We start from the raw sequence: 20,348 nt of genomic DNA on the forward strand, positions 1-20,348 counted from the left end.
AACTCCTCGCGGTGGGGATGGAGTCGCACTGACGGCGCACCCTGTGACCCGGATCACAAACGCATGGCGCGAGGATCAAATTACGCGTGAGTAGCGGGGACTTCCAGCCATGTGCCGGTGAAGAAAAGTTCACCCAGCCCTTACGCGACGTCCAGGACTTACGCCGCGCCTTACGCGACGTCCAGGAATCCGGCGGGCCTGACCGCGGACACCCCGAAGCGGGCCCGCGCCCGGTCGGCGGCGGCCTCCGCCCGGCGGGCCTTGTCGTCCTCGGCGTCGAACGACAGCTGATGGGCGGCGAGTTCGGCGCTCATCAGCCCCTCGGCCCGCAGCGCGACGGACCGCACCCGGGCCCGCTGCAGCCCGAGCGCGTCATGCAGCGCGTACGCGGCGGCGGTCAGCACCGGGGTGTGGGCGGTCGGCTCGGTCAGGGTCCGGGTACGGGTCGTCGAGGAGCGGTCCGCGTACCGGACGGTGAGGCTGACCCGGGACGCGATCTGCCCGCTCGTCCGCAGCCGGATACCGAGCCCGTCGGCGAGCGTCAGCAGCGCCCGGCGCCGCCGGACCGGGTCCAGCTCATCGCGGTCGAAGCGGTGCTCGGCGCCCACCGCGCGGGCGGGGGCGTTCGGGGTGACGGGCGCGGGGTCGATGCCGTGCGCCCACGCGTGCACCCGGCGCGCGGTCGCCGCACCGAGGATCCGCTGCAGCGTGCCCAGCGGCGCGGCGGCGATCCGCTCGGTGCTGTCGAGGCCGTACGCACACAGGGCCCTGGCCGTCGCGGCGCCCACCCCGGGCAGCGCGATGGGCGGCTTACGGGCCAGGAACCCGGCGACGGCGCCGGGGTCGCCGGGCACGGTACGGACCGTGCCGGGCGTGTTCGGCGGGGTGTCGTGGGCGGCCATGCGGGCGAGCATGGGGTTGGCGGCGACGCCCACGGTGCAGTCGACGCCGTACCGGGCCAGCGCCCGTACCCGTACGATCTCCGCGAGCCCCGCCGCGTCCCGCCCGAAGTACCGCAGCGCGCCCCGGACATCGGCGAGCGCGGCATCGGGCGGCAGCGCCTCCACGACGGGCGTCACCTCGCCGAGCAGCGCGAGCAGCCCCTGATAGACGTCCTCGGCGAGCGCGCCGTCGCCCTGGAACCGCACGTACAGCACATGCGCCTCGCCCGCACCGACCGCGGCGACGGCGTCGCCCGGCGACCCCCCACCATCCCCCGCGCCTGCCGGGCGCGGCGCGCCCGTCCCCGGCACGGCGCCGGAACCCGGCTCGGACGCTCCACCCGGCTCAGCACCGGAGTCGACCGCCGCGGCGTCGTACGGCGTCGGGGTGCCGGGCGGCAGCGAGGGGTCTTCGGTCGGGTTCGGTTTCATCCCGCGCTCCCCGGGCTCGAGTGCCACAGTTTGCGGCCGGTGGCGGACTGGTCGCCCGCGGGCTGGAGGTCGGCCCAGGGGTGCAGGGCGTAGCCGGTGGACAGCTGGATGCGGCGGCCGGAGTCGGCCTCGGCCCCGCTCTCGCCGGGGTCCGCGCCCGCCAGCTCGGCGGCGACCGCCTCCAGACCGCCTTCGCTCCGCAGCCGGGCCAGTTCGGCGAGGTTCCAGACGGCCGATCCGACGACGCTGAGGCTGCGCGGGCCACGGCGCTGGACGACCCCGCGCACCAGCAGCAGCCAGGAGTGGAAGACGGTGTGCGCGCAGGCGGCGTGGCTGTCGTCGAAGAAGGCGCAGTCGACCAGGCCCGTACCGTCGTCCAGGGTGGTGAAGATGACCCGGCGGCCGGAGCGGATCGGCGGGGTCTGGGTGGCGGCCTTGGCGCCCGCGACGAGCACCGTCTCCCCATGCCGGGCCGACCGCAGCCGCTTCGCGGGCATCGCGCCCAGCTCGTCCAGGAAGGCCCGGTGGTCGGCCATCAGATGGCGGGAGACGTCCATGCCGAGGATGCCCAGCTCGGCGCCGAGGCGTTCGCCGTCGTCGAGGTCGGGCAGCCCGGCGGGGGCGGGCGGTCCGGTTTCGGCCAGCGGCAGCTGACCCTCGTCGTGGGTCCCGGCGCGCTGCCGGTGCAGTTCGGCGATGTGCAGCAGCAGATCGCGGCGGCCCGTACCGAACGCGTCCAACGCCCCGACCTGGGCCAGCCGTTCGGCGACCGGCCGCCCGGGGTGGGCGCGCAGCCACAGGTCCTGGAGCGAGGAGTAAGGCTGACCGGCGGCGATCCGCCGCGTCTCGGCCTCGCTGATGCCGTGGACGTCGCTCAGCGCCAGCCGGACCCCCACACCACCATCACCCTCACCACCACCATCCCCAGACACCAGTTCGATTCGATAGTCGGAGCCCGAGCGGTTCACATCGAGCGGCAGGATCGGTACGCCCCGCCGCCGCGCGTCCGCCAGCAGCAGCCGCTTCGGGTACATCCCGGGGTCGTGGGTGAGCAGCCCCGCGTAGAAGGCCGCCGGATGGTGCGCCTTGAGCCAGGCGGACTGGTACGTCGGGACCGCGAAGGCGACCGCGTGCGCCTTGCAGAAGCCGTACGAACCGAACGCCTCGACGATCTCCCAGGTACGGCCCAGCACCTCCGCCGAGTACCCCCGCATGCCCGCCTCCGCGTGGAACCAGGCCCGCACCCGGCCCTGCCGTTCGGGGTCGGACAGGGCGCGGCGCGCCTCGTCGGCGAGGTCCCGTTCACATCCGGTCATGATCGACAGGATCTTGATGATCTGCTCGTGGAAGACGACGACCCCATGGGTCTCGCGCAGCGCGTCGGTCAGGTCCGGATGCGGATAGCGGGCGGGGTGGCGGCCGTGCCGGGCGTCGATGAAGGGGCGCACCATGTCGGCGGCGACCGGGCCCGGCCGGAAGAGCGATATGTCGACCACGAGGTCGTGGAAGGAGGTGGGCTGGAGGCGGCCGAGCAGATCGCGCTGGCCGGGCGATTCGATCTGGAAGCAGCCGAGCGTCTCGGTGGAGCGGATCAGGTCGTAGGTCGCCGGGTCGCCGGGCCGGACCTGCGCGGGGTCGTCGAGGTCCACGGTCTCACCCGTCGCCCGCCGGATCTCGGCGACCGCGTGCGCCATCGCGGACTGCATCCGTACGCCGAGGACGTCGAGCTTGAGCAGCCCCAGCTCCTCGACGTCGTCCTTGTCGAACTGCGACATGGGGAAGCCCTCGCCGCTGGTCGGCACGATGGGGGTACGGCCCGGCAGCCCGGCGTCCGAGAGCAGCACCCCGCAGGGGTGCATGGCGATGCCCCGGGGCAGGCCGTCGAGCGCCTCGACCAGCTCCCAGAGCTTGCCGAAACGATCCTGCTCGGCCGCGACCTCCTTCAGCTCGGGCAGTTCGGCGAGCGCCGCCCGCGCGTCGCGGGCGCGGATGTGCGGGAAGGCCTTGGCGAGCCGGTCCACCTCGGCCGGGTCCATGCCGAGGGCCGCGCCCACGTCCCGTACGGCGTGCCGCACCCGGTAGGTCTCGGGCATCGAGACGGTCGCGACCCGCTCCGGCCCGAAGCGGTCGAAGATCGCGCGGTAGACGTCGAGGCGGCGCGCGGACTCCACGTCGATGTCGATGTCGGGCAGCGCGGCCCGCCGTACCGACAGGAAGCGCTCCATCAGCAGACCGCAGGCCACGGGGTCGGCGTGGGCGATGCCGAGCAGATGGTTGACGAACGAGCCCGCGCCGGAGCCCCGGGCGGCCACCCGCACCCCGAGCGCCCGGGTGTCGTCCACGACCCGGGCGACGGTGAGGAAGTACGAGGCGAAGCCGAGCCGTTCGATGGTGCGCAGCTCGTCCTCAAGACGCTCCCAGCGCGCCCGGTCGCGGTCGTAGCCCCGCAGCACCATGGCGGCGGCGCAGCGCGACCGCAGCACCCGCTCGGCGCTCCGCCGCCCCGCGCCGACCAGGCGCGGTTCGGGGAAGTGGACGGTACCGAGGCCGATGTGGTCCTCGGGGTCGACCAGGCACGCGGCGGCGGTACGCGCCGTCTCCTCCAGCAGCCGGTGCGCACCGTCCCGCCGCAGCCCGGCCGCCTCCGCGATCCGCTCGGCGGCGCGCGCCATGTCGCGCGGGCCCTTGAGCCAGCGCTCACCGCTGTCGAGCGCGGCGGGCTTGCGCGGGTCGATGGGGACGAGCCTGCGGGCGGAGTCCAGGACGTCGGCGACCGGGCCCTCGCCGGGGTCGGCGTAGCGGACGGCGTTGCTGAGCACGGCCCGCACGCCCTGGTCGGCGGCGAAGCCGACGGTACGGGCGGCCAGCCGCAGCGAGCCGGGCCCGGTGCCGGTGCGGCCGTGCCATACGGCCTCCAGGCGCAGCGCGTCGCCGAACAGATCGCGCCAGGGGGCGAGCAGCCGGGCGGCCCGGTCGGGGCGCCCGGCGGCCAGGGCGCGGCCGACGTCGGAGTCCGGGCCGAGGAGCGGGGTCACGGGGGCGAGCGCCCCGGGGGTGTCCACCAGGTCGCGCCAGTGCAGCAGGGGCGGTCCGTCGCCGTTCGTACGGGCGGTGCCGGGGTGGCCGAGCCCGGCGTGGGCGGCGGAGACCAGCCCGCACAGGGCGGCCCACCCGGCGGCGCCGTCCCGGGCGAGGAAGACCACCCGGGGCGTGGACTCGTCGATGAACGCCCCGCCGCGCACGGGCGTGCGCCGCCGGGCCGTGCGCCCGGCCGGGTCCTGGGGTTCCGGCTGGACGGCCAGGTCCACGCCGAAGAGCGGCCTGACGCCCGCGGCCTCACTCGCCCGGGCGAATCGCACCGCTCCGGCGAGGCTGTCGCGGTCGGTCAGCGCGATGGCGTCCATGCCGCGCTCGGCGGCGCGCGTCGCCAGCCGCTCCGGGTGTGCGGCGCCGTACCGCAGGGAGAACCCGGAGGCGGTGTGCAGATGCGTGAAGCCTGGCATCCGCACCTCCCACTGCTCACACCCCCTGGCCGATCCTGCTCTGGTCGTCCTCCCCGGCCCCCACCTTAACCCCATTCTCGAACAAGCGTGCGAGTGGCCTCGAACGGGCATCGGGCACCTCTCGCGGCGCTTCCATATACACCATAAGCATGCAAATCGCCCCTTCATTCCGCGTGTCGCATCCCGGGAAATCGGCCACCGGCACCCGTATCCTGATCACCATGACGGAGCCGACCCTGTTCGACCTGCTGCGGGAACAGCACACCGGTGCGCTGGTCACCCTCAAGCGCGACGGCCGCCCCCAGCTGTCCAACGTCGCCTACAGCTACGACCCGGCCGAGCACCTCATCCGCGTCTCGGTCACCGACGACCGCGCCAAGACCCGCAATCTGCGCCGCGACCCGCGCGCGAGCTTCTACGTCACCAGCGGCGACCGCTTCTCCTATCTGGTGGCCGAGGGCGACGCCGAGCTGACGCCCGTGACGACCGACCCGCACGACGCCACCGCCGACGAGCTGGTCGAGATCTACCGCGCCATCCAGGGCGACCACCCGGACTGGGAGGAGTTCCGCGCCGCGATGGTGGCCGACCGGCGGCTGGTGGTGCGGCTGCGCACCTCCCGCGCGTACGGCTGGGGCCGCAACACCGGTCCGCTCAGCGGCGCACTGGACCGACACTCCCCCTCGCCTGAATCAGGCAGCCGAAAAGCCACCGGCTTCGTCCCCTTACGGTCGGCTTGCCCTGGCAGGTTCTCGCCCTGGCGCCACTCGTGCACCGACACTCTCGGCATGCCTCACATCTGAGCATTTCTGAATCGATTTGAGCGCCACTGAACTGTCGTTCGACGGCGCGGCGAGGCAACCGCGCTCCCCCGGCCCGCACATCAGCACGCACCCGGTCGACACGCGGCGTTCCGCTGGGCCACACCCCGCACACGCGACAATGAGCCACCGAATGACTACTTGTAGCGACCGGAAGTGCTCGATCAACGTGCGTTCCCGACTTGCGGGGCGTAGAACTCCGTCCGGTATCTGCAAGCACGAGCAAGGGAGTGTTCGATATGCGGAAGACGACAGGGGCGATCGGTGGCATCGGCGCCGCGCTGGCCATGAGCGCCGCGCTCGGACTGGGGGCCAGCGGCACGGCACACGCCGAGTCCGCGACGCCGAAGAGCCTGTATCCGCCCTCCGCGCTGGTCCTCAGCATCGGCCACGGACCCGACGCGTCCTCGATGGCCGTCCAGCGGGCGGTGACGGTGAGCTGTCAGCCCACCCCCTCGGGTACCCACCCGGCGCCCGCCCGGGCCTGCGCCGAACTGCGCGCCGTGAACGGCGAGTTCTCCACCCTGACCGAGGGCACCGAGTCCGGCCGGGTGTGCACCAAGGACTGGCGGCCGGTGACCGTCACCGCGGAGGGGATCTGGGACGGTCAGCGGGTGGCGTACGAGCACACCTTCGCCAACAACTGCCTCAAGAACGCGGCCCTGACCCAGGTCTTCGAGTTCTGAGCCGCTGCCTCTGAACAGCCGCGCGAAGGCCCCCGGACACCGTCCACGGGTGTCCGGGGGCCTGTCCCTGTCGCCAGGTCGGCCTGTCGGCAGGTCAGCCGATCTCGGCTCCGTACGCCTCCAGCGCCTCCGGCACCGGCTGGAAGAAGGTCTCGCCGCCCGAGGAGCAGTCGCCGCTGCCGCCCGAGGTCAGACCGAGCGCGGTGTCGCCCGCGAAGAGTGCGCCGCCGCTGTCGCCGGGCTCGGCGCAGACGTTGGTCTGGATCAGCCCGCTGACCGAGCCCTCCTGGTAGTTGACGGTCGCGTCGAGACCGGTGACCTCACCGTCGTGCACCTGGGTGGTGGAACCGCTGCGGGTCACCTTCTGGCCGACGGTGGCCTCACCGGCCTTGGAGATGGCCTGGGTGTCACCGTTGTAGAGGTTCACCTCGCTCGGGTGCGGGACGTCCTTGGTGTACTTGACCAGGCCGTAGTCGTTGCCGGGGAACTCGCTGCCCTCGTTGGCCCCGATCTCGTCACCGCCCTGCGAGTCGGACCAGCTGTCGATGGACGCGGTGCAGTGACCGGCGGTCAGGAAGTACGGCTCGCCGCCCTTGACCACGTTGAACCCCAGCGAGCAGCGCCCGCCACCGCCCCAGATGGCGTCGCCGCCCGCGAGGAAGGTGGAGAACTTACCGGCCGAGCGCTTCACCTCGACCTTGTCGCCCAGGCCCTTGGCGACCTTGTTGAGCGTGGCCATCCGGCTGCCCTTGACACTGCTGTCCGCGGTGACGACGACCTTGTTGGCTCTGGGGTCGACCGACCACGAGGTGCCGGGGATGGTGGCCTTGTCCTTCAGGGTGGTGCGCGCCTCCTTGAGCTGCGCCAGCGTGTGCTCGACCACCTTGGCCTCGGCGCCCGCGTCGGCGACCCGCTCGGCGGCGGCCTTGTTCACCACGTTGACCACGAGCTTCTTGGCCTTGGCGTCGTAGTACGAACCGACGGTGTCACCCTTGAGCGCCGACGTGAGGGTGCCCGCGAGCTTGCCCGCGGCGTTCACCGAGAGCGTGTGCGGCTGCGGCTCGGCGGGGGCGGCGTTGGCGTTCTGCAGGGTAAGCGCAGCGGCGACGAGTGCCACGGCTCCGGTCCCGGCTATGGCTGCACGGCGCTTGGGTATGCGGCGGTGCTTCAACTCTCTGTCCTCCAGTGGGGGGTTGGGCCGTCGGCAGTGGGGTGCCCGGCCCGGAGGGCGTACGGCACGGGGCGCGCCTGCCCGTGCGGGAGCGCGTCCATGCCAAATTGCGCCGCCGAGTATTCCCAGCGCCGCCGGGGGCGCACAAGACCGCGTTCACGTCATCTGCATGAAATTTATGGAGCGTCGATCCTCATATCCGGACATGACGGTGCCCGCGCACCTCTATCGGGCACGCGGGCACGGGGTTTACGGCCGACGGATCACCGCTCCACGGCACGCTCCGGTTCGCGCTCCGGTTCACGCTCCGTCAGTGTGGGGACGGCCGGAGCGGGCGGGGCCTCCTGTACGGCGGGCGGGGGCTCCTGCCCGGCGGGCACCTGCTCCTTGGCGCTGCCGCCGTCCGACCGGGCCGCACCCGGGGGCTGGTGGCCCCGCTCCAGGAAGCGCAGCAGCTCCACCGGTATGGGCAGGACCAGCGTGGAGTTCTTCTCGGCGGCGACCGCCATCACCGTCTGCAGCAGCCGCAGCTGAAGGGCGGACGGGGTCTCGGACATCTGCTTGGCGGCCTCAGCGAGCTTCTTCGACGCCTGCAGCTCCGCGTCCGCGTTGATCACCCGGGCCCGGCGCTCCCGGTCGGCCTCCGCCTGCCGGGCCATCGACCGCTTCATGGTCTCCGGCAGCGACACGTCCTTGATCTCGACGCGGTCGATATGGACGCCCCAGCCGACGGCCGGGCTGTCGATCATCAGCTCCAGCCCCTGGTTGAGCTTCTCCCGGTTGGAGAGCAGATCGTCCAGATCGCTCTTGCCGATGATCGAACGCAGCGAGGTCTGGGCCATCTGGGAGACCGCGAAGCGGTAGTCCTCGACCGCGACGATCGCCTCGGCCGGGTCCACGACCTTGAAGTAGACGACCGCGTCGACCCGCACGGTCACGTTGTCGCGGGTGATGCCCTCCTGGGCGGGCACGGGCATCGTCACGATCTGCATGTTCACCTTGCGGAGCCGGTCGAAGACCGGAGCGATCATGGTGAAGCCGGGCCCCCGGACATCCGAGCGGAGCCTTCCGAGCCGGAAGACCACCCCCCGCTCGTACTGCTTGACCACGCGGGCCGCCGCCATGGCGCAGACGACACCGGCACAGGCCAGGATCACCACCACTGTCACGAGTGCATCGAGCATCACGGCCACCTGCCGTCCAAATCGCGAATAATGCCCCACCCGGGGTACCGATGTCCACGATAGTCCCGCTCCGCCCGCCCCGGGAGCCCTGTGGATAACCGGTCCGCGGCCGTCAAATGGCGGCCGAGACGGGCGGAGAAGATGGCCGGTGGCTCGGCCGCTCGGCGACGGCGACCAGACGCTTTTCCGTGAAACCGCAGATGCGGAACCAGTACGAGAACGCCGGCCCCACAGGCGTGATCTCACTGTGCAGGTTACGTAACTGGCAGTAGCACACCTCCGTGGGCCTGGGGAGCGCTTCCTCGTCCCGCCGGGCTTCCGCTCCCTTCCGCTCCCCCTCAGCGCCGCACCGGGCGCTCCCCAAGTGCCGCTGGCTCGCCCCCTGCCTCCGCTCACCACGCTGGCCCCAGACTCCCAGCGCTGACGCCAGGTCAGATCGCTGCGGAAAGGGAGCTGTGAAGTGATCAAGGAAGGGTCGTACCTGTTCGTCGAGGGACAGCGAGCAGTGGAGCCGTACCGTGGGAAGTACGCGGTCAAGGTTCCGGACGTCTTCGACCGCGTCCGGCAGGGCTGGGCGGCGGCCGGGCTGGATCCGGACTCGCCGTATCTGCCGATGCGGATCGAGATGGAGCTGACCACCAAGTGCAACGACGCCTGCCAGACGTGCGGGATGGGGGCGCTGGCCGACGGCCGCACCCTCACCGATGGGCAGCTCCGCTTTCTGCTCGACCAGTTCACCTCCATCGGCCTGCCGTCGCTGGCGATCACCGGCGGCGAGCCCTTCACCGCGTGGCGAGCGCTGCTGGTGCTTCTGGAGGGCGCCCGTGACCGCGGGATCGACATCTCCAAGCTGACCACCAACGGAATCTGGGGGACCTCCCGGCGGTGCGGGCCGGTCTTTGATCGTCTGGAGAAGGCCGGTTTCCTGGACGGGAGGTTGTTCGTCCCGCTGCTGATGCTGTCCATAGGCGAGCAGACCACCCCGCTTGAGGATGTCGCGCGGATCCTCCACCACGCGGTGACCCACTACACCGTCCAGGATCTGAACGTCGCTGTCTCCTCGCTGGCCGACCCCGCGACCCGCGAGCACAAGGTCGATGAGCTGATGGCGGTCTACGAGAAGGCGCACGGCGACTTCCCGCACGACCGGGCCCACTCCACGATGCGGGTCTACCTGAACAACGAACGCCTCGACGGGCAAGCAGCGGTGAACCGGCCCGGCCAGACGCCCGTGTCGCGCTGGATGGACCACTGCTTCGACTGCTTCGCGCCCACCGTCGGCGCTTACGTGCTGCCGACGTCCCTGATGAAGCAGGACGGCTGTTGGTACTCCTGCGCCGCCTTCAACGTGCCCGAGAAGCTGGCCTTCGGGAACCTGCTGCGGGAGCCCGCCAGGAACGTCCTCGCTCGCGCGAACGACTCCACGTACATCGCCCGCGTCCGGGCCGGACGCGGCCTGAAAGCGCTGCACGATGTGGTCCCGTCCTCCTATACGGAGAACACCACCTGCACTTCCTTCTGCGACTCCTGCGCCCTGCTCATCGGTCAGCACGACAAGATCACGGGAGAGAGGACCGGGCACCTGTCCGCGCCGGTCATCCCCGCCGCCTCCCTGCTCACCCGCGTTCAGCCGACGGGGAGTGTTCAGTGAGCACGGACACGGAAGCGGTGGCGGCCGAAGTCCTGGCGCAGATCACGAGGCAGTCCCGGGAGGTGTGCACGCGGCGCGAGGTCCTGCTGTCGGACCTCGGTGTGGACAGCCTCGCGCTACTCGAAATGGTGGAAACGCTCCAAGACCGACTCGCGATCATTGTGCCGGATGAAGTCACGGCGCGTATTCAGACGGTTGCAGACTTGCAGGACTCGGTGAGCCGCCTCGCGGCTGCCGCTCCTGTGTCCGAACCGACCATAAGGACCTGATCGTGAGCGAACGCGTCATCGTCCCCCGCAACCGCGGCTTCCTCTTCCTCGACTCCCACCCGGCGGGCTGTGAACGCCTCGTGGAGGACATGTGGCAGGCCGTCCCCGGCCCGGCCGTCACACCGGCCGACGACGGGCCGGTGGCGCTCGTGATCGGCTCCTCGGCCGGGTACGGGCTGGCGGCCACGGTCGCCGGGCTGAAGAGAGCCGGAATCCGCGGCATCGGCATCTGCTTCGAGAAGGCCCCCACCGAGCGGCGCAGCGCCACTGCGGGCTGGTACCGCACCGCCGCCACCGCCGACCTGGCCGATGCCGCAGGGCGGGACATGGTCTTTCTCAACGGTGACGCGTTCGCCGACTCCATGAAGAGCCACGTCGGCGACCTGATCGAGCACCGCTTCGGCGGGCGGCTGGACTACCTGATCTACTCCGTCGCCGCGCCCCGCCGCACCGACCCCGAAACCGGCACCCCGTACGCCTCGGTCCTCAAGCCCATCGGACAGGCGCACCGGACCAAGACCCTCGTCTTCGGCGACGACGGGAACCCGGAGGTCCGCGAGGTCGAGACCGGCCCGGCCGAAGGCGACGACATCCAGCAGACCGTCGCGGTCATGGGCGGCGCCGACTGGGACCGGTGGATCAGCCACCTCGCCGACCGCGGCCTGCTCGCCGAAGGCTTCACCACCGCCGCCCTCTCCTACATCGGCTCCCCGCTCACCGCCGCGATCTACCGGCAAGGCACCATCGGCGCCGCGAAGACCCACCTGGAAACCACCGCCCGCACCCTCAACGAGCGCCTGGGCAAGCTCGTCGGCGGCCGGGCGGTGACCTCCGTCAACGCGGCCGCTGTCACTCAGTCCTCCACCGCCATCCCCGGCATCGCCCTGTACGTCGGTCTGCTGCGCGGCGTCCTCGGCGACGCCCTCGTACCCCCTGCCCGACAGCTCGCCGAGCTGTGGGACCAGCTCACCGGCACGGCACCGCTGACCGTCGATGACGAAGGCCGTGTCCGGCTGGACAGCTGGGAACTCGCCGGCGACGTCCAGGCCGCCGTCGCCGAGCGCTGGAAGGAAGCCACCAGCAGCACCATCGCGAACCTCGCCGACCTCGACTGGTTCCAGGCCGAGGTACGGCGCCTCTACGGCTTCGACGTGCCCGGCATCGACTACGCCCGGCCTGTCGAGACGGCCGTCCCCTGGCCCACGTACACACGCTGACATTTCATCTGGAGGAACGCCATGCGTCACGGTGGCCTGGATCATCATGGAGCCGGAGATGTTGGCCAGCGCGAGCTTGGTCTAGCCCTGGCGGACCCAGATGACCGCGTTCATGATCTCCGGGAGCTCGGTGGCGATCGGCGACAGCAACAGTGCCGTCACGGTGGCGGACAAGCCGAGCATGGGGCCGCTAACGTCCAGCTGCTTCACGAAAAAGTGGGCGGCGAAGAAGATCACTGCGAGGGTGGCCAGGGTCTGGGCCACTACGGCCCACGTGGCCGGAGCAGCCTTGCCGGGCTGGAACTTCAGCGGCTCCAGCTCCTCGTCGTCCTCGGCCGCCTTGCTGCTGCGGATCTCACGCCAGAAGTACACGGCGTAGGCGGCGAAGAACAACAGGCCGAGCGTCGGCTTGAAGGCGAAGGCGACCAGGCCGAGCGCGACCTTGACGATGAAGATCGGCAGGAACCACTGCTGGTCCTTGGCCAGGCGCTTCAGGTCCTTCGCGTCGCCGAGGGCATCGCTGTCAGGCGGAGCAACGTCGCTTCCGCCACCGCCCACTGTGTGCGAGGAGGGCGGCACGTTCCTTGCGGCGCTTGAGCAGGAGCATGGTGCCGGTCACGCCATAGGCGACGGTCGCCAGGGCGAGTGGACCGCCCCTCGCGGCACCGACGCCGATGTTCTTTGCCTCCTCGGTTGCGCCGGTGGTCACTGCGACCAGCGTCACCACGGACTCGGGCAGGGCGGTACCAAAGGCGGCCAGGATCGTTCCGACTGCCATCTTCCCGACGTTGAGGCGCTCGCCCAGCCATCGGAACGTCTTCGACCCCGCCGATACGCACTTAATGTCGTCGACAAAGGGCCGAAGGTCTCGCCCACCCGCAGTCTCAACGATCACGGGCCCGGTCACCGGGAACCCGGGGGCTCCAGTGTGTCGACGACCGTATTGCGGGGCTACTCCCCTTCGCAGCCGGTCGTGGTACACGGCCAAGACGTCCGCGGGTGTGGCGCGGCCCACCCAATGCTCCAGGGCGGCGGGGTCAGGTGACGGGGAAAGCATGCGGGTTCATCGCGAGCGCGCGGATGCAGCGCCCGTCCGCGTCGAGTTGGCGCCCCATCTGCTTCATGGTGTGCAGGCAGACGGCTCGGTCGGTCACGGTGTACTCCGGATGGCGCTCGGACAGGACGCGTTCGAACTCCGGGAGCTCGGCCGGGGTTCGTAGCCACACCATCGTCAGCAGGTTGTCGGGACCCGACAGGGAGCAGCTCAGGCGGACTTCGGGGCGCGGGACGAGCGCACGCGCGACCTGGTCGAGAGAAGAGGACGGTACGCGCGCCCACAGGATGGCGGTCGTCGGCCATCCGGACACCGATTGCGCCACCTCGCATCTGAGCCGCAGGGAGCCGCTGGCAAGAAGCCGGTTCACCCGCCGACGGACGGTGGCCTCGCTGACGCCTGCCTGTTCGGCCATCTCCGTAAAGCCCATGCGCCCGTCTGTGTGGAGCAACTCGTAGAGGGATCGGTCGACCTCGTCCACCCTGATTCCGCGGGCTTCGACGGCTGGCGCCTGGAGGGTCTGCTGCTGTGCTGGGGCAAGACTCCGCAGGCGCCAACGACTCGGTTCGCTGTAACCGACCGTGCGGATCTCGGACTGGTACGACAGCACGCCGGGCATGACGTCCAGCACGTCGCGCAGGAAGTGGGCCACGGCCGCGGGGCTTCTCCGGGCGACCACCACGAGCAGGGAACTCGCTCCCGTCGTGTGGTGCACGTAGCGCACGGCCGGATTCTCCACGAGACGTGTCGCCACGTCATCGAAGTGACCTTGTGCCGTGACGACGCGGACGTACGCCATGCACGTATCGCTGTGCATGGGCGGGCCCACGGTGCAGGTCACCCAGGCCAGACCGGCCGCGCTGAGGCGCTGCCACCGCCGCGCGACGGTGGCCGAATCGAGCCTGAGCGTCCGGCCCAGGACGGCCCACGTCGCCCGTGGGGCCACCTGCAGCGCGTTGATGAGCTCGAGATCGACCTCATCGACGACGAAATCAGGCAGGTCACTGAGGGGCATGTAGCGGAGTGTGCAATATTTCGGCTTGATTCAGCGAACATGTGACGAATTTCACCGCCCAGGATCCGGTGTGCCGCAGTGGGGTGAGTCTGGGGGACACGAACAGGAAGGTGCATCCATGGAGCGGGACAGTCAGCCATCCAGCGAAGGCCGATTCAATCGGGTCGTTCGGGCCGCGGTCGAGGCGGGACTCACCGGGGCCGCGCATCCGGTGGCCGGGTTCATCGACATCGACGGGGTGCACACGACGGTCGGCGAACTGCAGAGCGCGTTCGAAGGGGTCGCGGTTCTGCACGCCTTTGCCGCGAAGGCATGCCCGCTCGTCCCGGTGCTGCGGTTGCTGGCAGCCAGAGGGCTCGGCTGCGAGGTGGCCAGCCCGGGCGAACTGGCACAGGCTCTTGCCGCGGGGTTTCCTGCCGAACGCATCGTTCTGGACTCGCCAGCGAAGACGCGCGCAGAACTGGCCGAGGCGCTCAACCTCGGAGTGGCGGTGAACGCGGACAATCTCGACGAGCTCAAGCGGATCGACGAACTGGTCACGCCACAGACGGCTTCCGTCCTGGGAATTCGCGTCAACCCCCAGGTGGGAGCCGGGTCGATCAGTGCGATGAGTACGGCCTCCGCCAGTTCGAAATTCGGTGTCCCGCTCGCCGATCCCGGCATGCGCGACGAAGTGGTGTCGGCATTTGCCGCCCGACCCTGGCTCACGCGCCTGCACGTGCACGTCGGCTCGCAGGGCTGCCCGCTGGAACTCATCGCCGAGGGCGTGCGCGCGGCGTATGAACTCGCCGAAGAGATCAACGCCGCCGTCGGGCGGCGCCAGGTAACCAGCCTGGACATCGGCGGAGGCCTGCCGGTCAACTTCGACGACGACTCGGTCCGCCCCAGCTACACGGAGTACGTAGCGGTGTTGCGGGCGCGCGTGCCCGAACTCTTCAGCGGCCGCTACTCGCTCGTCACCGAGTTCGGTCGGTCCCTGCTGGCAAAGAACGGCTTCATCGCCTCGCTGGTCGAATACACCAAGGACGCCGGCGGGCGGCGCATCGCCATCACCCATGCCGGCGCGCAGACGGCGACGCGCACCGTGTTCATGCCTCAGGCGTGGCCGCTGCGAGTAGAGGCCTACGATGCCGGCGGCCGACGCCGCCGCGGCCGCGAACTGGTCCAGGACGTGGCCGGGCCATGCTGTTTCGCCGGCGACGTCGTGGCCCACGGCCGCGAGCTGCCGGAGCTGACGGAAGGCGACCTGGTGGTCCTGCGCGACACCGGCGCCTACTACTTCTCGTCCCACTTTTCCTACAACAGCCTGCCCCGCCCGGCCGTACACGGATTCAGCAGTGCCGGTGACGGCACGGTCTTCGTACCCATCCGCACCGCCCAGTCCACGGCGGAAGTCGTCGCAGAGGCAGGCGCGGAACACCGCGACGCCCTCCTGGCCCTCAACAGCGCCGAGGACCGCTGAAGTCACCTCGAGCACCACACGCAAGCACAGACCGAGCGAAGGATGACCATGCGTGTCTTTACCGCCGGGATCGGCACCGAGACGAACACCTTCTCGCCCCTGCCCACCGGGATCGACGCCTTCCACGAGCAGGGTTACTTTCCCGCAGGAACGCATCCGGAGCACATGACCCGGTACTCCGCCCCCATGACGGTGGCCAAACGACGAGCCCGCCAGGAAGGGTGGACGATCCTCGATGGGGTCTTCGCCAACACCCATCCCGCAGGCCTGGTCTCCCGCGAGGCCTACGAGGGCCTGCGCGACGAGCTCCTGGTGGACCTGCGGCGCAGTCTGCCCGTCGACGTGGTTCTCCTCGGCCTCCACGGCGCCATGGTCGCCGACGGCTACGACGACTGCGAGGGCGACATCATCACGCGGGTACGAGAGGTGGCCGGTCCGGATGCAGCGATAGGTTGCGAACTCGATCCGCACGCACACCTGAGTGACGCCATGGTGGCCAACGCCGACGTCCTGATCGCTTACAAGGAGTATCCGCACTCGGACATCGAGGACCGGGCCGTGGAGCTCGTCGACCTGTGTGCAAGAACGTTCGCCGGGGAGATCCGGCCGGTTCCCGCCGTCATCGACACCAACATGGTCATCCCCCTGCACACCTCCCGCGAGCCGGGCCTCTCGTACGTCGCCCGGATGAAGGCCCTGGAAGGACAGGGCGGCGTGCTCTCCGTGTCCACCATCCAGGGCTTCGCCACAGGAGACGTGCCGGACATGGGAACGAAGGTCCTCGTCTACACGGACGCAGACCTGCCGACGGCTCATAAGACGGCACAGCAACTGGCAGACGAACTGATCTCCCTGCGGGAAGAGTTCCTCGTCCGGTACCTGATGGTCGATGAAGCTCTCGACGCCGCGCTGAGTCAGCGCCCCGGGCCCGTCATCCTCGCTGACCGCTCCGACAACCCTGGAAGCGGCGCAGCCGGAGACTCCACCTTCATCCTGCAGCGGCTGATCGAACGAGAAATCACCAATGTGGCCCTCGGACCACTGTGGGACCCGGTGGCCGTGCAGACCGCCTTCGCAGCCGGCGTGGGCGCGCGATTGCCGATGCGCGTCGGCGGCAAGACCAGCCCCATGTCAGGAAGCCCCGTCGACGAGGTCTTCCGGGTGAAGGCGCTGCGCCGCAAGCACACGGAGACCAATCAAACAGGAGAGCCTCTGTCGGTCGGGGACGCCGCCCTGGTGGAAGCCAACGGTATCGAGTGCGTACTCACATCCGAGCGGGCACAGGCCCTGAACATCGATCTGTTCACCGGACTGGGGTGCCCCCTCGATGACAAGGCCGTAGTGGTCGTCAAGTCCGCCCATCACTTCTACAAGTCGTTCTCGCAGCTCTCGCCCCATGTCTTGTATGTCGGTGCGCCTGGTTCGGCGACTCCCCGGTGGAGCGATCTGACGTATCAAAAGGCGAGGCTTCCCAAGTGGCCGATCTCTGAGAAGTAGGCAGCTCGCCCACATGCTGCCGGTCTCCCGCAGGCCTCGCCCACGCAGCACTGCCCCTCAGCAACCGACCGACGCGCCCCTCGCGGGCCCGCACACCTGGCACCGATGTCCCGGCAGGGACCGTCCGTGCCGCCGCTCGAAAGCCACTCATCCAACCGGCACGGAGGCACGCCATGAGCGACTTGCACGACTGTTCGCGGACCGGTCCTACGGCCGCTGTAGCGACGTCCCCCACCAAGGAGTCCGAGATGGCGCTCAGCCCGAAAGACCGGTCAGAGCCCAAAGGGCGCCGCCTTGTCCCTGCGGCAACCGCTGTCGGCCTGGTTGCCTCCCTGATCGCAGGGATCGCGACGTCGCCACCGACGCTGTGGGGCCTGCTGCCAGTCGTCTTCTTCTCACTGCTCACCCTGCTGGGGATGGACATCCTCATCGCGACAGCCGTGTCGGTGATGAGCGTGCTGCTCATGCTCCTGCCGGCTCCCAGCGCCATCGGGGACATGTTCGGCGCTTCGCTCGGAGAAACCGTGACGATGATCGGCGTGATCATCATGCTCGGCGCCGGCACGGGTGAGATTCTCCGCATCACCGGTACCGCCAACACCATCGTCAAGTCCATGCTGCGGGTGACCGGCGACAAGAGTCCCCAACGCACCATCCTCGGCATCATGCTGGTCTGCCTTGTCCTGGTCGCCGCGCTGGGCACTCTGGCGGGGGCGCTGGCCGTGGCGGCCCCGCTGCTGCTCCCGGTGGCCGCCCGTCTCGGCTTCACGCGTTCCGCAACAGCGGCAATGATGTTTCTGGGCGGCTCCGCGGGCCTGGCCGTTGCCCCCTTCGCGGGAACCAACGTGGCGATCATGACCTCAGCGGGCGTCAGCTACCCGCAGTACCTGCTCTACGGTGCCGCCCCGCTGGCCGTGCTCTCTGTCATCGGCGGCATGATCGTCATCCCGTGGATGCAACGGCGTACCGAGAACACCGGTGATGAATATGACGGCTCGGAGGTCGCCGAGACCGACGAGCCGACCCCCGGTATTCGGCGCACCCGCGCGACCGTCGCCTTCGCTGTCACCCTGGCTGTCTGCGTCGGTTACGCCATCGCTGCCGGCGCCGGTACATCGTTTCCGTTGCTCGCCCTGCCGGCGATCGCTGTCGTCACCGGTGTCGCCGGCGGCCTGCCGGTCCTTGCGACATTGCAGCACGTGATTCGGGGAGCCTCTACGCAGCTCAGGATGTTCTTCCTGTTCTGGCTGATGGCCGTCTTCTTCATCGCCGTCGAACACTTGAAGCCGTTCGACGTGCTGCGCACGATGTTCAACGACGACCTCGGCTCGATGTCCCCCCTGGCATTCGTGGCAGTGGTTGCCCTGCTGGGCATGCTCGGCGCTCCTGGAGCGGCAGCCGCACACGTGGTCCTACTCGACAAGGTCTTCGGTGACCTCGCGACCAGCATCGGCGTGAGCGTCAATGCCTGGGTGATCGTGCTGCTGTTCGCCTCGAAGCTGGACACATACGGTCCGTTCCCCAACGGCAACATGGTGGGAGCGATGGGCCTGGCCCGGTCGACGAACCTGCGCAACCTGCTCGTCACGGGCATGCTGATTCTTGTTCCGGCGACCCTGCTGTACGCCGTCATCCTGGTCTTCGAGCTGCGCTGACACAGCCGCCCTCCACGCTCGGAAGGTGCTCTGCGGTGGTCGCTCGTACGCCACGCAGCACGAGCGACCACCGTGGTGAAGTTCTCCACGGCAGCACCCCGCACTCGGCAGGCGGCCCGGACCGGCGCTTGATGCCGACAGGCACCGTCTTGCAGCTCCCCTGCACCGGGATGTGCGTCGCCGCCCGTGCCACGCGGTGTGATGGGCGACGAGTCGGGGCGGCGAAGTAAAGTCTCGGCGCCGACCACACCGGACAGCAGCCCCAAGTCGCCGCCCTTCCGGTCGGCCCGGCGAGCAGCGACTTCGTTTCGTTGCCGTGCGCTCCGGCAGGCCGATCCGCCAGTCAGCCCAGGGACCTTGGTGCTGCTGTGGCGGGGTGGGAGATCGCGACCTGGTGCGCCGGAGGGGTACGGCACGTTGGCCTCACTCCGCGCTGTCGCACTGCTCAACGCTGCCTCCGCCGAACGCGGCGAGGGCCGTATGCGCTCCCGCGCCTTCGACGCCATAGCGGCGGCGCGCGCCCTGTTCGTCGTCGGCGACATCGACGCCGCTTGCGACGCGGGCCGCCGGGCTATCGAGGTGGGCAGCACCGTGGACTCGGCCCGGGTCCGCAGACGCTTCCAGGACCTGGCCCGCGAAGCAGCACCCCACCAGGCCACGCCCACCGTACGTGCCCTGCGCGAAGCGCTGCTCGGCGCCGGTACGGACGCCCCGCGTGCCTGAGGCGGCCAGGATGATCGCGCCCCGGCGGGTGGCCGTGGCGTAGGCGTGGCCGGACTCGCGGAGCCGGTCGAAGACCGGAGCGATCATGGTCACCCGGAAAACCCCCGCCCGGAGGCCCGGGCGGGGGTGTGCGTCAGGTGGTGCGACAGCGCGTCTTAGTAGACGCTCACGCCGTACGCGTTCAGCGCCTCGACGACCGGCTGGAAGAACGTGGTGCCGCCGGAGGAGCAGTTGCCGCTGCCGCCGGAGGTGAGGCCGAGGGCGGTGGAGCCGGAGTACAGGGGGCCGCCGCTGTCGCCGGGCTCGGCGCAGACGGTGGTCTGGATCATGCCGTACACGATGTCGCCGCCGCCGTAGTTGACGGTGGCGTTCAGCGCGGTGACCCGGCCGCTGTGGGTGCCGGTGGTGCTGCCGCGCCGGGTGACCGTCTGGCCGACGGTCGGGTTGGCGGCCCGGGTGATGTCCTGGCTGCCGACGGTGCCCTCGGGGGTGGCGGTGCCGCTGTACCGGACCAGACCGTAGTCGTTGGTCGGGAAGCTGGAGCCGGACGTCGGGCCGACGACGGTGGTCTTGCCGGAGTTCGACCACCAGGTGCCCGCACCGTCGGTGCAGTGTCCGGCGGTCACGGCGTAGTTCGCCCCGCTGCTGTTGCGCACGTTGAAGCCGAGCGAGCAGCGCCAGCTACTCGCGTAGATCGCGTCACCGCCGGAGAGCAGCTTGTTGATCTTGCCGGGGGTCCGGTTGATCTCGATCGCGTCGGCGTTGCTGCCCGCCGCGTCCTTGATCTTGGCGATCTCGCCCTGGGAGACGGTGCTGTCAGCGGTGACGACCAGGGTGTTGGTCGCCTTGTCGACATACCAGGCGGTGCCCGCGACATCGGCGCTCAGCACGGCGTCACCCGCCGCCTTCGCCTCGGTCGCGGTGAAGGTGCGGGCCGCGTCGTTCCCCGCGTAGGCGGCGGGGGCCGCCAGCGCCGTCCCGGCGACGAGGGCCGAGGTGGCGGCGATGAGGGCGATGCGTCTCGCCTGGGAGCCGTGGGGGGTAGTGCGCTTGATCCTCAACTCTTC

The 20,348-nt window shown here is 70.1% G+C and carries 16 protein-coding genes and 1 pseudogene; 9 read left to right on the forward strand and 8 right to left on the reverse strand.

Going from position 1 to position 20,348, the window contains the following annotated elements:
• Positions 1-170: 170 nt before the first annotated feature.
• Positions 171-1,373, reverse strand: coding sequence for a helix-hairpin-helix domain-containing protein (locus tag ACFV9T_RS20115; protein WP_385442104.1), 1,203 nt, complete (start codon positions 1,371-1,373; stop codon positions 171-173).
• Positions 1,370-4,876 carry a DNA polymerase III subunit alpha gene (locus tag ACFV9T_RS20120; RefSeq protein ID WP_385442107.1) on the reverse strand — a complete coding sequence of 1,169 codons (3,507 nt, stop codon included), beginning with the start codon at positions 4,874-4,876 and terminating at the stop codon, positions 1,370-1,372. Before ACFV9T_RS20120 ends, ACFV9T_RS20115 begins: the two co-directional genes overlap by 4 nt.
• Positions 4,877-5,097: 221 nt before the next feature.
• On the opposite strand from ACFV9T_RS20120, the pseudogene ACFV9T_RS20125 reads away from it, so the two are divergent.
• Positions 5,098-5,508, forward strand: a pseudogene (locus ACFV9T_RS20125) (PPOX class F420-dependent oxidoreductase); the annotation flags it as partial.
• A gap of 428 nt (positions 5,509-5,936) precedes the next feature.
• On the forward strand, positions 5,937-6,383 hold the full coding sequence (locus ACFV9T_RS20130; RefSeq protein WP_385442109.1) for a subtilase-type protease inhibitor: 447 nt from the start codon (positions 5,937-5,939) through the stop codon (positions 6,381-6,383).
• Positions 6,384-6,477: 94 nt separating this feature from the next.
• Here ACFV9T_RS20130 and ACFV9T_RS20135 read toward each other — a convergent pair whose 3' ends face one another.
• Together ACFV9T_RS20135 and ACFV9T_RS20140 are read right to left on the reverse strand one after the other, a co-directional pair.
• Positions 6,478-7,554 (reverse strand): S1 family peptidase, encoded by a 1,077-nt coding sequence (locus ACFV9T_RS20135; protein WP_385442112.1) that lies wholly within the window; start codon positions 7,552-7,554, stop codon positions 6,478-6,480.
• A 263-nt stretch (positions 7,555-7,817) separates the two neighbouring features.
• A complete protein-coding gene (locus tag ACFV9T_RS20140) occupies positions 7,818-8,738 on the reverse strand; it encodes a slipin family protein (RefSeq protein ID WP_385442113.1) in 921 nt (306 codons plus the stop codon).
• A gap of 460 nt (positions 8,739-9,198) precedes the next feature.
• Here ACFV9T_RS20140 and ACFV9T_RS20145 point away from each other — a divergent pair, with 460 nt between their 5' ends.
• From ACFV9T_RS20145 to fabV, 3 genes are read left to right on the forward strand one after another with little or no spacing between them, the layout of a single operon-like run.
• Positions 9,199-10,389, forward strand: a complete 1,191-nt coding sequence (locus ACFV9T_RS20145) for a radical SAM protein (RefSeq protein WP_385442114.1) — start codon at positions 9,199-9,201, stop codon at positions 10,387-10,389.
• On the forward strand, positions 10,386-10,658 hold the full coding sequence (locus ACFV9T_RS20150; protein WP_385442116.1) for an acyl carrier protein: 273 nt from the start codon (positions 10,386-10,388) through the stop codon (positions 10,656-10,658). The genes ACFV9T_RS20145 and ACFV9T_RS20150 overlap by 4 nt, the downstream gene beginning before the upstream one ends.
• Before the next feature lie 2 nt (positions 10,659-10,660).
• A complete protein-coding gene (fabV, locus tag ACFV9T_RS20155; RefSeq protein WP_385442118.1) occupies positions 10,661-11,875 on the forward strand; it encodes an enoyl-[acyl-carrier-protein] reductase FabV in 1,215 nt (404 codons plus the stop codon).
• An 81-nt stretch (positions 11,876-11,956) separates the two neighbouring features.
• Here fabV and ACFV9T_RS20160 read toward each other — a convergent pair whose 3' ends face one another.
• The 3 genes from ACFV9T_RS20160 to ACFV9T_RS20170 form a co-directional block, all read right to left on the reverse strand.
• Positions 11,957-12,454 (reverse strand): sodium:calcium antiporter, encoded by a 498-nt coding sequence (locus ACFV9T_RS20160; RefSeq protein ID WP_385442120.1) that lies wholly within the window; start codon positions 12,452-12,454, stop codon positions 11,957-11,959.
• Positions 12,399-12,653 carry a hypothetical protein gene (locus tag ACFV9T_RS20165; protein WP_385442123.1) on the reverse strand — a complete coding sequence of 85 codons (255 nt, stop codon included), beginning with the start codon at positions 12,651-12,653 and terminating at the stop codon, positions 12,399-12,401. The genes ACFV9T_RS20160 and ACFV9T_RS20165 overlap by 56 nt, the downstream gene beginning before the upstream one ends.
• 259 nt (positions 12,654-12,912) lie before the next feature.
• Positions 12,913-13,944 carry an Lrp/AsnC family transcriptional regulator gene (locus ACFV9T_RS20170; RefSeq protein WP_385442126.1) on the reverse strand — a complete coding sequence of 344 codons (1,032 nt, stop codon included), beginning with the start codon at positions 13,942-13,944 and terminating at the stop codon, positions 12,913-12,915.
• Between the two features lie 118 nt (positions 13,945-14,062).
• Between ACFV9T_RS20170 and ACFV9T_RS20175 the strand changes: the two genes are divergently transcribed.
• The 4 genes from ACFV9T_RS20175 to ACFV9T_RS20190 all read left to right on the forward strand — a co-directional run bounded on the left by ACFV9T_RS20175 (position 14,063) and on the right by ACFV9T_RS20190 (position 19,281).
• Positions 14,063-15,406 (forward strand): diaminopimelate decarboxylase, encoded by a 1,344-nt coding sequence (locus ACFV9T_RS20175; RefSeq protein ID WP_385442129.1) that lies wholly within the window; start codon positions 14,063-14,065, stop codon positions 15,404-15,406.
• Positions 15,407-15,448: 42 nt separating this feature from the next.
• Positions 15,449-16,903, forward strand: a complete 1,455-nt coding sequence (locus ACFV9T_RS20180) for a M81 family metallopeptidase (RefSeq protein WP_385442131.1) — start codon at positions 15,449-15,451, stop codon at positions 16,901-16,903.
• Positions 16,904-17,151: 248 nt separating this feature from the next.
• Positions 17,152-18,558: a Na+/H+ antiporter NhaC family protein gene (locus tag ACFV9T_RS20185; protein WP_385442134.1), complete on the forward strand. Its 1,407-nt coding sequence runs from the start codon at positions 17,152-17,154 to the stop codon at positions 18,556-18,558.
• A 417-nt stretch (positions 18,559-18,975) separates the two neighbouring features.
• Positions 18,976-19,281, forward strand: coding sequence for a hypothetical protein (locus tag ACFV9T_RS20190; protein ID WP_385442136.1), 306 nt, complete (start codon positions 18,976-18,978; stop codon positions 19,279-19,281).
• A gap of 155 nt (positions 19,282-19,436) precedes the next feature.
• Here ACFV9T_RS20190 and ACFV9T_RS20195 read toward each other — a convergent pair whose 3' ends face one another.
• On the reverse strand, positions 19,437-20,342 hold the full coding sequence (locus ACFV9T_RS20195; protein ID WP_385442139.1) for a S1 family peptidase: 906 nt from the start codon (positions 20,340-20,342) through the stop codon (positions 19,437-19,439).
• Positions 20,343-20,348: the final 6 nt, after the last annotated feature.

It is taken from the genome of Streptomyces sp. NPDC059850 (assembly GCF_042731515.1).
Classification (GTDB): Bacteria; Actinomycetota; Actinomycetes; order Streptomycetales; family Streptomycetaceae; genus Streptomyces.